The organism is Methylobacterium sp. 391_Methyba4 (assembly GCF_029691625.1).
In the GTDB taxonomy this organism is placed as follows: Bacteria; Pseudomonadota; Alphaproteobacteria; order Rhizobiales; family Beijerinckiaceae; genus Methylobacterium; species Methylobacterium fujisawaense.
Window position 1 is genome coordinate 3,663,587 of sequence record NZ_CP121475.1, and the last position, 13,082, is coordinate 3,676,668.

The window sequence follows — 13,082 nt, forward strand, 5'->3', positions numbered from 1 at the left end:
CATATGCGGCCCTCGTCCGAACCGGGTTGCGCGCGCGATCGTCAGGCGGCTCGCGCGGCCTGTTCAGTCGCCGCGATCAGCTGCCGCAGATCGGCGACCGGCAGCGGACGGCTGAACAGGTAGCCCTGCATCTCGTCGCAACCCTCATGCTGCAGGTGATCGCGCTGCGCCGCGGTCTCGACACCTTCGGCCACTGTCGTGATGCCCAGATCGGCACCGAGTCCGGCCACCGCCCGCACGATCGCCGCGCAGTGGCGGTTGACACCGAGCTCGCGCACAAAGGACTGATCGATCTTGATCTTGTCGAAGGGAAACGTCCGGAGATAGCTCAAGGAGGAGTAGCCCGTCCCGAAATCGTCCATGGCGATGCGCACGCCGAGGTTGCGCAGCCGGTGTAGGACCGCCAGGTTGGCGTCGCTGTCGGCGAGCAGCACCGACTCCGTGATCTCCAGCTCCAGTCGGCTGGGATCGAGCCCGGCGTTCGCCAGGGCCGACACGACGGCCGGGACGAGGCTCTGCTGACGGAACTGCACGGGCGAGAGATTGACCGCGACCTTGATCTCGCCCGGCCAGGTTGCCGCCTCCCGGCACGCTTCGCGCAGGACCCATTCGCCGATCGGCGCGATCAGGCCGGTCTCCTCGGCGATCGGGATGAACTCGGCCGGCGAGACGAAGCCACGCTCGGGATGGCGCCAGCGCAGCAGCGCCTCGCAGGCGTTGATGCGGTTCTCCCGCAGGTTCAGGAGCGGCTGGTAGAACAGCTCCAAGGCGCCGGTGTTCAGCGCCTCGCGCAGCTCGCGCTCCAGCGTACGACGCGCCTGGATGCGGGCGTTCATCTCCGGCTCGAAGAACCGGAACGTGCCGCGTCGCTCCGCTTTGGCCTGATACAGCGCGAGGTCGGCGTTGTTGAGCAGAAGGTCCGGCGTGGTCCCGTCGCCCGGCAGCATCGCGATACCGAGGCTCGCTCCGATCACCACCTTCTGACCGATGATGGAGAACGGCTGCGCCAAGCACTCGACCAGGCGCGCGGCGAGCTGGCCCGCAGCTTCAGGCGACGGCGCGCTCGCCTGCAGGATGGCGAACTCGTCACCGCCGAAGCGGGCGACCAAGTCCTCCTCGCGCACGCAGTGCCGGAGGCGATCCGCCACCGCGCGCAGCAGCGCGTCGCCGGCTGCGTGTCCCAGCGTGTCGTTGACTGCCTTGAACCCGTCGAGATCGAGGCAGAGCACGGCCGCCGGCTCGGCATGACGATGCTGTCGCTCGAGCGCGTCGCTCAGACGTTCGCGGAAGCAGGCACGGTTCGGCAGGTCGGTGAGCGGGTCGTGGTGTGCCATGTGAGCGATCCGCGCCTCAACGGCGCGGCGCTCCGTCACGTCCTCGGCGATCCCGAGCAGGTACTGCGGTCGCCCTTCCTCGTCGCTCACGGCGAGCTTCTTGACGTGCAGGAGGCGCGTACCGTTGCCGCGCGTCTCGAATTGACGCTCCTCGACGATCGCGTCCCGACCGCTGGCGCGAAACAGCGCCGCGTCCTGATCCAGCACGGCCCGGGCCGTCGTGTGCTGAAACAGAGCATGCGACGGCCCTCCGATCAGTTCGTCGCGCGGCACGCCGAGCAGGGCCTCGCAGGCACGGTTGACGAGCAGGAGGCGGTGATCAACCGCATCCTGCACGTAGAGCATCGCGGGGATGTTCTCGATCACCGTGTCGAGGAAGCTGCGCGTGCGGCGCAGTTCCGCCTCGGCGAGCTGGCGCTCGGTGACGTCGATGCTCGCAGCGAGCACGGCCGGCCGGCCCCGCAGCATGAGCGGACGCACGTAAGGCAGGATCTGGATCACCGATCCATCCGCCTTGCAATGACGCCAGATCCGCTCGCCATCGTAGGGCTTCGTCCGGTTCGCGAAGACGATCTGCAGTTCGGCACGGTCCGCCTCCGGTCGGATGTCGTGGGCTGTCATCGCCAGGAAGCGGTCGCGGCTGTAGCCGTAGTGCTCGACGGCGGCGGTGTTGACGTCGAGGAAGCGCAAGGATCCGGCGTCCAAGACCCACATCGGAACCGGGTTGGCCTCGAACAACATCCGGAAGGAGGCTTCGCGGGTGCGCAGCTCCGTGATGTCGACGAGGGTGACTACGAGCAGGTCGCCGAGTGGGGCTACGGCGATCTTGAGGTAGGATTCCGCATCGTCCCCGATGAATTCCAGCTCGAAATTGTCGCTTCCGCCGTTCTCGACGACACGGAACAGGCGAGCTGTGATCTCCTGCGCGTGATGACCCATGTAGACTTCGGAAAGATGCTGCCACAACAGGCTGTCCAACGACCGGCGCATCAGCTGCGCGGCGCCGGCGTTCAGGGTGACGATCTGCAGATCACACAGCTGTCCGTCCGCGTCGCGCACGGGCGCGAGGGCGAGAACCCCTTCCCGGGTCGACTGGTAGACTTGTTCGATGAGACTGGATCGGGTCTGGGGTTCGCTGACGTGGACGAGGGCGACCGGGAAGCCCCAGTGCGTGTGCAGGGGCAACGCGAGGATCTCGTGAACCTCGACGATGCCGTTCTCGACGCGGCTTGCAACCTGCCGCTCTGGCTGGCCGGTCCGGAGGGCGCGTCGCACGATTTGATCCAAGAGCCGCGCGCAGTCGCTCCGCTGGTGTCCGGCGGCATGACGGGGCGTCCCTTCGAGCCATGTAGCGACGGCTGATGCCGTTTGCAGGTGGACGAGATCTGGCCCGTCGAGGCGCACCAGCACCGTGCCATCGGCGAAACGACCGAGCGAGCCGAGAGCGATCTCTTCGTAAGGCGGCAACGCCATACCCGGCTTCCGAGCGGCATGCCAACGTTGGCTCAGGATGTGGGCAGCACTGCCCGCGAGTCCAGGCGGTCGTTGCTTGGTCTGAGGCGACATGGCGCGAAGAGCGTTCTGGCGGATGCGGGCGAATGACCGTTGGCCGAATTCGCTAAATATTTCTGAATAACCGATTGGATCGGTGACAAAAACCGCAGCGATAAGCCGGCTAGCGATATCTCTCAAGTCATGCGTGCGTGCGAAAATCCGCACCTGGAGCTCCTGAACACGGGTCTGTTACAGACATTCGACGTTTGAAACCGGAACGCGGAACATGAATCTTGATGATTTACACTCTGGATAGCCGTGCAGTCCTTGCCCGGCCTTCACAGCGTCCGAAAGCTCTTTCCCGCTCGCCCGCCCGGATCGGGACAGCGCGGCCGTCCCGATTTCCGTTCGTCGACGTCAGGCGTGGAAGGTGCATCGATCGTGCACGCCACATTCGGGGCTGCAGATCCAACCGACGGCGCTTTTCGACCGGTGCGAGGAATCGAACGGGCTCTCGATCACCTGCATGACGTTATGTGAAGGCGTCATCGCGCTGTCATGATGCACCTTCGTGATGTCTCCCCGACTTAAAAGCCGGGGCTTCCATGCCCGGACGGGCACGGCGTCTCACATCCGAGACGAGCGATATTCCGCGCGGCATTCTGGTCGCGCTCATGTTCTGATCCGCACTCGCCGCACGTCCACCGCCTGATGCTGAGACCGGCCAGCCCCGTGGGTCCACTGAGGCGCCCACAGAACGAACAGGTCCGTGTCGTGTTGGCTTCGTTCACCTCGGCGTAGGCGACCCCTGCGTGATCGCATTTGTACCGGAGCATGCCGCGTAGCGTAGACCATCCGGCGTCGAGCACGCTCTTCGCCATCCGGGTCTTCGTCATAGCCGAGGCCGACACGTCGCCGACCGTGATCTTGCGGGCGCGATCCACGAGCGCCCGAGAGAATTTGTGAAGCACATCCTTCCGCCGATTGGCGATCTTGGCGTGAATCGATTTGACCTGCCGCTTGCGCCTCTTGCGCTGCGCTTCGGCGAGCTTGGGTTCGAGGCAGCGATAGAACTGCGCCTGCTCAAGTCCTGTGCCGTCCGAGCACTTGGCGACGGACTTGAGCCCGAGATCGACGCCGATGTCATCGCGCCCGCGCCCCTGCGAACGGGGCACCTCGCACACGAGGTTGCAGTACCAACGGCCGCGCGCGTCTTGGCTGAAGTTGCCCGACTTGATCCGCCCCTCGACGGCGCGGTGCAGCCACAGGCGGAAGCGCTGGCCACGCAGGAGCACGGTTGTTCCGTCGAGGGCGATGTCTTGGTTCGTGAACGGCACCCACCCGAGCGCCCGCCTGGGCCCACGGCTCGCACGCCAGCGAAGCTTCGGACGGCGCGCAGCCTTCCGTTTTATGACGTACTGGTTGATCATCTCTTGCACGACCTGCGACGGAAGGCCGAGCAGCTTGCCACTGCCCTTGGTCAGAACGCGAAGCTGCTTCTTGGCCGCCCAGATCGGACCACGCTGTGCCGAGCGCATGCTGATCTCGTTAAAGTAGTTCCAGACCGTATTGACCGCATCGCCGAGCGCGATCAGCCGCTCGTCGCGTCCTTGACGCGGAAGCTGAAGGTCTTCAGAACCGTTTGGTCTGTAAGGGTGGTCACGCCCTTGACATAGGGCATCGAGACGGTTTGGTCTATGGAGCTTCGCACCGGGCGGCACGTCGTCTTCACCCTGCACGCCCACCTAGTGTTCACGACGAAGCGGCGGGGCAAGGTGCTGACCCGTGCGCACCTCGACCGGCTCCAAGCGATCTTCGCCAGCGTGTGTGCGGACTTCGAGGTCGAGTTGCGCGAGTTCAACGGCGAGCGGGACCACGTTCACCTGCTGGTGTTCTATCCGCCGAAGGTTCGGCTCTCGGAACTGGTCAACAGCTTGAAGGGAGTGTCGAGCCGCCTGCTGAAGAAGGAGTTCCCCGAGATCGCCTCGTTCTGGTCTGTCAGGAAGAGCCGAGGCGTGCTGTGGACACCGAGCTACTTCGCCGGGTCGGTGGGCGGCGCCCCGCTCTCGATCCTGAAGCAGTACATCGAGAACCAAGGTCGCTGATCGCGGCTGTCGCCGCGAGCGCGCCTACAACCTCTCCCTGAAAGAAGAGGGATTGGCGCGCGTTCCGCTAAGAGCGAAAGTCGAAACTCTACCCCGACACGTGGGTGAGAGCGTCGATGGCAGCTAGGATCTCGCGCCCTGGGTCCAGATCGGCGAAGGCCCGTGCCATCACACGAGCACGTTCGCGAAACCGCTGCTCCGTGAGCACCCTCTCGACGGCCCAACGCAAGGCGTCCACGGTCGGGCGGTTCGTCGCAAGATTCAAGCCGACGCCCGACCACTCGATCCGGGCTCCGACCTCGGCCTTGTCCTCGGTCAAGCCGGCGGAGACAATCGGAACGCCAGCGGCGAGAGCTTGTGAGACGCTTCCGTAGCCCCCGTTGGTTACCAGGAGATCGATTTTGGGGAGAAGCACGTCGAAAGGCAGAAAGGTGGCGACCCGGCCATTAGCCGGTATTTCACAGTGTATCTCCTCTACGGATCTCCCGCCAGTTGTTGCAACGATGAGAAGATCGTCGCGCCCCTCAAGCGCCTGGAGCGTCGGCTCAAGTAGTTCGCTGAAATCAGCGTTTGCGAGCGTGCCTTGTGTCACTAGGATGATGCTCTTGCCGCTCTCCAGATCCGGCCACCATTCCGGTACCGCGACCGCCATCGGCGTGGTCGGCAGCAGCCCGACAAAACGCAGTCCTGGAGGAAACGTACCGAAATCGTACTCGAACTCGCGGACGCTCGGCTGCAGGAATGCGTCGGGCAGTATCGCGAGCGATTGGGTCAACGAGGCTGGCAAAGGTCGCGCGCCGAGCCGGGCCAGGCGGGCGTCGGTGAGGGCGCGAACCGGTCGGACGAATGAGGCATCGAGACCCACCTTCAATGCGGCGTAGCGAGCACGCTCGATGTCGTCCCGGGCCGGGAGCAGCCCCATGCCGACCGGCGCATCGTCGGGACGGTCGAGGAACAGAAAGCTGATGTTGAGTACGATGATCGGAGGCCGGCACGTCGTCGCATCGAGAAGAAGCGGCAAGATCCCAAGAAACAGGCTGCCTGCCACGATCACATCCGGAGCCTCCGTCCGGATCGTCTCGCGCAGAACCGCGGCTTGCGTCGCCATCGGTTCGATGAAGCGGTGCTCGAATTCGTGCGTCCACCGCACCGGTCCAGGCGGCAGGTGCGGCTCCAGATAGGTCGCCGCACCCCTGTCTTCGTAAGCTGTGAGGCGCAAACCCGAAGATTCGACCTTCTGCCGAAACGAAGGATCGGTCACCACCAAGACGGTGTCGCCGCGCCTGGCCAGCAGTCGTCCCACAGCCAACAGGGGGTTGACGTGGCCCGTAAGGGGGCTGGCTGCAATCAAAACTTTCATGCCGACATCCGGCGCAATCCTCGATCAGGGTTAGTCACATTTATTTCGCGTGTGTCGCTCGGTCCGTTACCAGCGGTTCCGCAAGTATCGGCTGGCGCCTTCGCAATCGGCGTTGCGAAGTTCGGCCAAGGTGATGCGAACTCGCTCCTGCGGGGGAACCAGGAAGCCGCACCGCGTCCGTCGCTGGTCGGACGGCACGTGAAACAAGCCTTGTTCCATCGCATGTCAGGCGATCACCTCGAATGTGGCGCCTCATGCACGTGCGGCCGCCGCGCACGTCGCAACGGTGCCGCTCGCCATAGGACTGCGACCGATCTGAAATTGTCGACACGGGATATGCGGCGCAGCACCTGTTTTGGACGATAACGCACGCCAGTCCGCTTCCATGCCTGCCTTCGATCCGCAAAATCGAGCGGGAAATCGCGAAGATGGTAGGCTCGATGTCGTCGTCGCATGGGCTGCCGGTTCTCCAGGCCAGCGCGCGCTCAATCTTCGCCCGTGACATCCTGTGCGGAGTCGAAGGTCGCGTTGGATCCGGGTTCGATGGCCTTGGCCGCGTCCGCGCATCGACCGCGGTATGCGCTCGGATCGACGCCGTAGGCCGCCTTGAAGGCATGCGAGAAGTAGCTTCGACTGGTGTAGCCCACACTTGCGGCGATGACCTTCACGGGCATGGGCGACGTCGTCAGCAACTGTGCCGCGAGGCGCAGGCGGACCCGGTGCAGGTACTCGATGGGCCCCTCGCCGAAGATGGCGGAGAACCGCTCGGCGAACGCGGACCGGCTCATCCCGCAGAGTGCAGCGAGACTATCGACCGTGTGGGAGGCGCCGGGTGCGTCGAGGACCGCCGCGACGGCGCGCATGAGCCGCGGATCCCGCAGCGCCGCGAAGATTGGCGAACTGGTACCCCGCTCCTTCAGGTGAACCCGCAGCAGAATGGCGAGGCACTGCCTCATCAGCGCGCTCGTCACCTCCTGCGTGCCGAGTCCGGGCTGGACCAACTCCTCGATCATGAAGGCGAAGGCGTGCCGCAGTCGGTCGTTGCCCGACAGGTCCTCGATCAATGCGCCCTGCAGGCGGTCGAAGAGGCCGAGCGCGCCGGCGTAACTGGCCGAGATCGCGCCGCAAGCCACGAGGATGTCGCGACTGCCGTCGCCGGCCGTCAGCGCGACGAGGCCGTCGGGAAGCACCCTGAGCGCATCTCGAGCTGTAACCGTGTGCATGGCCCCGGCGAAACCGAGGGAGTGAGGAACGCCGCGCGGCGGAATCACCATGCTGTTCGGCCCGAAGGCCACGGGCTCCTGGTCGCCGACGACGATAGTCCCGGTGCCTGACAAGACATAATGGACGAGCAGGGCGTCAGCGATGCCCTGCTTCCGCAATCGCCACCCCGATTGAATCTCGCAGAATGCGAAGGCATGAACCCTCACCGTCAAAGTCGATAGTAATTTGACTAATACATGATCTGACATGTGTGCCGACCGAATCAAAGCGCAACGGATTTAAACGATATCGTGCCGGAAGACGAAATGAATTAGGAGTTGTAGCATGATACAACAAACCACACCCGTGAAGCACGCACGCAGCATAAGCCACGCTGGGATGCTCGACGTCCTTCCACGCGATCACGGTTCATGTCCGTGTTGAGAGGCAACCCTGGAACTGCGCCGACGCAGTCCACAGCTGTGCCTCGCCGGCTGCATCCCTGGCCGGTACGGGTCATGCACTGGACGAACGCCGCGGCGATGGTGGTGCTGATCGGGTCCGGCTGGGGCATCTACGACGATTCCGTCATCATCCACGGCATCTATTTCCCCAAGTCGGCCCGGATCGGATCCTGGGCGGCCGAGAGCCTGCTCTGGCACTTCGCCGCCATGTGGGTGCTGGTCGCCAACGGCGCCGCCTATCTCGTCTACGGCGTCGCGACCGGGCGCCTGCGCGAGCGCCTCCTGCCGATCCGTCCGCGCGAAATCGTGCAGACCGTCCGCGACACGTTGCGGCTCAAGCTCGCGCACGAGGACCTCACGACCTACAACGCCGTCCAGAAGATCCTCTACATCGTCGCCATCCTGGCCGGCATCGGCCAGGTCGTCAGCGGCCTGGCCATCTGGAAGCCGGTCCAGTTCTCCGGGCTCGTCGCGCTGCTCGGCGGGTTCCAGGGCGCGCGCCTCGTCCACTTCGCCGGCATGGCGGTGCTGGTCGGCTTCCTCGTCGTTCACGTCGTGCTGTCCCTGCTCGTGCCGCGAACGCTGTGGGCGATGCTGACCGGCGGCCCCGTACGCCGCCCGGCCCTCCCTGCCACGGCGCGGGAGGCGACGCGATGAGGTCGCCGTTCCGCCCCCTCAAGGTGCCGGATCCCGGCATCCTCGACGACCACCGCGCTTTGGTCCGGAGGATCGAGCGTCGCGGCCTCCTGCGGGGCGGCCTGTCGCTCGGCGCGCTCACGATGTTGACCGGCTGCGACGTGACGGACACGAGCGCGGTCGGGCGGGCGCTCCGTGCCATGTCCGACTTCAACGACGGCGTCCAGGCCGCCCTTTTCGATCCCCGAAAGCTCGCGCCCGAGTATCCGGGGTCCCAGGTGCTGAAGCCGCCGCGCTTCAACGCCTACTACGACGTCGAGGACGTCAAGCCGATCGACGGCGACGCGTGGCGGCTGGAACTCGCCGGGTTGATCTCCGACAAGCGGCCCTGGACGCGCCGCCGGATCGCGGAGCTGCCCGAGCGCGAGATCATCATTCGCCACGTCTGCGTCGAGGGCTGGGACTACATCGGGCAGTGGTCGGGCGTACCGCTCCGGGCGTTCCTGGAGCGCGTCGGCGCCGACCTCACCGCCAAGTACGTCGCCTTCAAGACGGCGGACGACTACCCGAGCAGCATCGACATGGCGACCGCGCTGCACCCCCAGACACTGCTCGCGACCAGATACGCCCGCGAAGAATTGCCTGACCCGTATGGATACCCGCTGCGCCTGCGCATGGCGGTCAAGCTCGGCTACAAGAATCCGAAGTGGATCACGGTCATCGAAGTCACCAACACCTACCCCGGCGGATACTGGGAGAGCCGCGGCTTCGGCTGGTTCGCAGGCCTATGAGCGTCCGCGCGATCCGGTGCGCCGTCGGCACCTGCCTGCTCACGCTGGCGCTCTCCGCATCGGCGCAGGCGCAGACGCCGGGCCCCTCCCCGGCCCCCGACCACATGCCGAAGCCCGGCATGACCGCGCCCGAGATGGCGGGTCGCGCGGCGGACCGGTTTCCGCAGCCGGTGCGCGTCGGCGACCTCGCCGGCCGCCTCCTGCTCCGGCCGGAGGAGTCCCAGTCCGTCCTCGGCCGCGTCACGGGGCTCGTGCGCCGCGGCGACGGCGCGGGCGAGATGGCCGTGCGCCTCGACGGTGCGTTGGGGCTGGGCTGGCTAGGCCTGCGAGCGGTCGCCTGGAGCGGATTCGGGTCCCGGCTCGTGGCCGTGCCGGTGGAGGCGGTGGCGCTCCTGGGCGAGCACGTCGCCCTCATGGGCCTGACGCCCGAGCGCCTGCGCGCGCTGCCGACCTTCACGCCCGGTTCCGCCACCGAGATACCGCCGGACGAGACGATCCGCCTCGGGATCGTCCGCCCCTTCCATTGACCACGCGGGAGCCTTCTACATGGCACGAGGACCGACCTCCGGACCGGCCCCCACCTGCGCGATCGGGGTGATGGCGAAAGCGCCGCGAAGCGGGCGCTCCAAGACGCGGCTGTGCCCGCCGCTGACCCTCGACGACGCAGCGGCTCTGAGCGCCGCCTTCCTGCGCGACACGACCGCCAACATCCAAGAGGCGGCCCGCGCCGCGCCGATTGCCGCCTACGCGGCTTTCGCGCCGCCGGGCGCGGAGGCTCTGGTGATCCCCCATCTTGCGCGGGGAACCGACCTCGTCCTGGCGGATGGAAGCGTCACAACCGCGGCGCAGGTCGAGGGCTTCGGCCGTTGCCTGCTGCAGGCCGTCCAGGGCATGCTGGCGCACGGTCACGCGGCGGCCTGCGTGCTGAGCTCCGACATCCCGACCCTGCCGACGCGGCTCCTGATCCAGGCGGCCCGGATCCTGCTCGAACCGGGCGAGCGGGGCGTGTTCGGCGCCTGCGACGACGGCGGCTACTACATCCTCGGCCTCAAGCAGGCCCATGCCCGCCTGTTCGCCGACATCGCCTGGAGCACCGACACCGTCGCCGAAGCGACCCGCGCCCGGGCGCGCGAGATCGGCCTCGATCTCGTCGAGCTGGAGCCCTGGTACGACGTCGACGACGCGGCCTCGCTCGCGCGGCTCGCCGCCGACAGGACCGGCTACGCGGCCCCGGCGACGCGCTCGGTCCTGGCGCGGCTCGCGCGCGCGTCGGAGTTGGTGCCGGCATGATCCGGCTTCTCGCCAGCCCCGCTCATCGGCTCGCGGCCCTCGGCCTCCTGCTTCTGGCCGTCACTGTCGGCGCGCTGGCGATCCAGGTGCCGGGCGCCGACACCGTCGGCGCGGCGCCCCAATCCAACGCCTTCATCGGCGTGGTCGCGGTCGGCCTCGCGGTCTACCTCCTCGCCGTGCGCCTCGTGTTGCGGGAGCGGCTGCCGCGCGCGGCCCTATGGACGATCCTCGGCATCGCCGTGCTGCTGCGGGCCGCTTTGCTGCCGGCGCTGCCGTTCCTGTCGACCGACATCTACCGCTACGTCTGGGACGGGCAGGTCCAGGCCGCCGGAATCAACCCCTACCGCTACATCCCGGCCGACCCCGCCCTCGAGCGGCTGCGCGACCCGGCGGTCTACCCGCTGATCAACCGCAAGGACTACGCTCGTACGATTTACCCGCCCGCGGCGCAGCTGGTCTTCGCCGCCGTCGGGCAGGTATCGCACAGCGTCACCGGGATGAAGCTGGCGATGTTGGGTTTCGAGGCCCTGGGCATGCTGGCCATGCTCGCGGTTCTGCGCGGCGCCGGCTTGCCTTCGGCCCGCATCCTGATCTACGCCTGGAATCCGCTGGCCCTGTGGTCCTTCGCGCGCGACGGGCACGTCGATGCCGTGGCGATCGGCCTCCTCGGCATCGCGTTGCTGGCCCGCACCCGTCGTCGGTACGGGCTCGCGGGCGCGCTCCTGGGCGCGGCGACGCTGGTGAAGGTTCTGCCTGTCGCGGTCGCGCCCGCCTTCGTCCGTGGAGGCCGGCTGTGGCGGCCTATGCTCGCCGGGGTGGCCGTGATCGCCGTCCTGTACCTGCCCTACCTCGCTGCCGGCCCGAACGTGTTCGGTTTCGCCGGCGGCTACGGGGCCGAGGAGGGCTACGACACCGGCGTGGGCTACTGGCTGCTCGCCGGTCTCGGGCATCTCGGGCTCAGCCCCCCGAGCCTGCTGCGGACCTACCTGGTCTGCGCCGGACTGACGCTCGCCGCCCTCGCGCTCCGGATCGCCTTCGGCCCGAACCGGCAGACCGCGCCCGACGCGGTCGCGCTGTGCCGCGATGCCGGGCTCCTCGCAGCCCTCACCACCTGCGCGGCGAGCCCACACTACGCTTGGTACTATCCCTGGCTGGCGCTGCCCGCGGTGGTCGCGCCGGCCCCGGCCCTGATCTGGCTCGGCTCGGCGCCGATCCTGTTCCTGATCGACCCGTTCGACGACCGCTTCCTGTGGCCGTCGCTGGTCTTCGTCCCGGCCCTCTTCCTAGCCGCCCGCTCCCTGCGGCAGGCCTGCACCGCACCCCTCTCCGCTCTCCCGGAAGGAACCGCACCATGACGGCCTCAGCCGCAGTGAAGGACCCGCGCCGCTACTTCGAGGCGGTCGGCCCCGACCGCGCCTCCGAGGCCTTGGCGCCGCCGGTCTGCCTCTATCTGGAGGTCACGAACCGCTGCAACCTGCTGTGCGAGACCTGCCCGCGCACCTTCGAGACCCTGGAGCCCCCGGCCGACATGAGCTGGGCGCTGTTCAGCCGGATCGTCGACCAGGTTCCGGACGTCGCCCGGGTCGTGCTCCACGGGGTCGGCGAGCCGATGCTGGTGAAGGACCTGCCGCGGATGGTCCGCTACCTCAAGGACCGCGGCACCTACGTCCTGTTCAACACCAACGGCACCCTGATGCAGCCGAGGCGCTTTCAGGAGCTGATCGATACCGGGCTCGACGAGCTGCGCGTCTCCCTCGATGCCGCCGACCGGGCCTCGTACCGCCGGGTGCGGGGCAAGGACTTCTTCGACCGCATCGTGCGCGACGTCGGCAAGTTCGTCGCGTTCCAGAAGGCGACCGGCGCCGCGACCCCCCGGGTCTCGCTCTGGCTCACGGGCCTCAAGGAGACCGTGGACCAGCTCCCGACCTTCGTGCGGCTCGCCGCCGAGATGGGCGTGACCGAGGTGCACCTGCAGCGCCTCGTCTTCGACGAGGCCGGGTACGGTATGGCCCGCGCCGACCTGTCGCTGTTCGAGAGCACCCAGGCGGCGGAGGCCGCCGCCATCGCCGAGGCCGAGGCCATCGGCCGTTCGCTAGGGGTGACGCTCGACGCCTCGGGCGCGACCGAGCCCGGAATCAGCCTGAAGCGTCAGGAGGACCGCGCCTGGGCCACCTGTCGGCGACCCTGGTCCCTGATGTACGTCACCGCCCACGGTCGGGCGCTGCCCTGCTGCATCGCGCCGTTCTCGGTGCGCGGCTATTCCAACTACACGCTGGGCGACGCCACGCAGGCCACGCTCCGGGAGATCTGGAACGGCGCGGCCTATCGCGACTTCCGGACGTCGCTCCTCTCCGACGTGCCGCCCGCCCCGTGCCGGAACTGCGGCCTGCGCTGGAGTCTCTGAG

The 13,082-nt window shown here is 67.3% G+C and carries 11 protein-coding genes; 7 read left to right on the forward strand and 4 right to left on the reverse strand.

What is annotated here, in order from left to right; genetic code table 11:
* Nucleotides 1-41: 41 nt before the first annotated feature.
* The gene (locus P9K36_RS17140) at nt 42-3,053 is read right to left on the reverse strand and encodes a bifunctional diguanylate cyclase/phosphodiesterase (protein ID WP_143739264.1); all 3,012 of its coding nucleotides are present in this window, start codon (nt 3,051-3,053) and stop codon (nt 42-44) included.
* 362 nt (nt 3,054-3,415) lie between these two features.
* Complete coding sequence (locus P9K36_RS17145) at nt 3,416-4,573, reverse strand: transposase (RefSeq protein WP_308445284.1); 1,158 nt, start codon at nt 4,571-4,573, stop codon at nt 3,416-3,418.
* On the opposite strand from P9K36_RS17145, the gene tnpA reads away from it, so the two are divergent.
* Nucleotides 4,526-4,933, forward strand: a complete 408-nt coding sequence (tnpA, locus tag P9K36_RS17150) for an IS200/IS605 family transposase (RefSeq protein ID WP_043378321.1) — start codon at nt 4,526-4,528, stop codon at nt 4,931-4,933. The genes P9K36_RS17145 and tnpA overlap by 48 nt on opposite strands.
* 88 nt (nt 4,934-5,021) lie before the next feature.
* On the opposite strand, the gene P9K36_RS17155 is transcribed toward tnpA, so the two are convergent.
* On the reverse strand, nt 5,022-6,293 hold the full coding sequence (locus tag P9K36_RS17155; RefSeq protein WP_043378323.1) for a nucleotide disphospho-sugar-binding domain-containing protein: 1,272 nt from the start codon (nt 6,291-6,293) through the stop codon (nt 5,022-5,024).
* Nucleotides 6,294-6,778: 485 nt separating this feature from the next.
* A complete protein-coding gene (locus P9K36_RS17160; RefSeq protein WP_043378325.1) occupies nt 6,779-7,765 on the reverse strand; it encodes a helix-turn-helix domain-containing protein in 987 nt (328 codons plus the stop codon).
* Nucleotides 7,766-8,014: 249 nt separating this feature from the next.
* Here P9K36_RS17160 and P9K36_RS17165 point away from each other — a divergent pair, with 249 nt between their 5' ends.
* From P9K36_RS17165 to P9K36_RS17190, 6 genes are read left to right on the forward strand one after another with little or no spacing between them, the layout of a single operon-like run.
* Nucleotides 8,015-8,617, forward strand: coding sequence for a cytochrome b/b6 domain-containing protein (locus P9K36_RS17165; RefSeq protein ID WP_230365908.1), 603 nt, complete (start codon nt 8,015-8,017; stop codon nt 8,615-8,617).
* Entirely contained in the window at nt 8,614-9,387 is a 774-nt protein-coding gene (locus P9K36_RS17170) for a molybdopterin-dependent oxidoreductase (protein WP_043378328.1), read from the forward strand. The genes P9K36_RS17165 and P9K36_RS17170 overlap by 4 nt, the downstream gene beginning before the upstream one ends.
* Nucleotides 9,384-9,914, forward strand: coding sequence for a hypothetical protein (locus tag P9K36_RS17175; RefSeq protein WP_043378331.1), 531 nt, complete (start codon nt 9,384-9,386; stop codon nt 9,912-9,914). Before P9K36_RS17170 ends, P9K36_RS17175 begins: the two co-directional genes overlap by 4 nt.
* A 19-nt stretch (nt 9,915-9,933) precedes the next feature.
* Nucleotides 9,934-10,677 carry a DUF2064 domain-containing protein gene (locus tag P9K36_RS17180; RefSeq protein ID WP_043378332.1) on the forward strand — a complete coding sequence of 248 codons (744 nt, stop codon included), beginning with the start codon at nt 9,934-9,936 and terminating at the stop codon, nt 10,675-10,677.
* Nucleotides 10,674-12,032 carry a glycosyltransferase 87 family protein gene (locus P9K36_RS17185; RefSeq protein WP_043378335.1) on the forward strand — a complete coding sequence of 453 codons (1,359 nt, stop codon included), beginning with the start codon at nt 10,674-10,676 and terminating at the stop codon, nt 12,030-12,032. The genes P9K36_RS17180 and P9K36_RS17185 overlap by 4 nt, the downstream gene beginning before the upstream one ends.
* Nucleotides 12,029-13,081, forward strand: a complete 1,053-nt coding sequence (locus tag P9K36_RS17190; RefSeq protein WP_043378338.1) for a radical SAM protein — start codon at nt 12,029-12,031, stop codon at nt 13,079-13,081. Before P9K36_RS17185 ends, P9K36_RS17190 begins: the two co-directional genes overlap by 4 nt.
* Nucleotide 13,082: the final 1 nt, after the last annotated feature.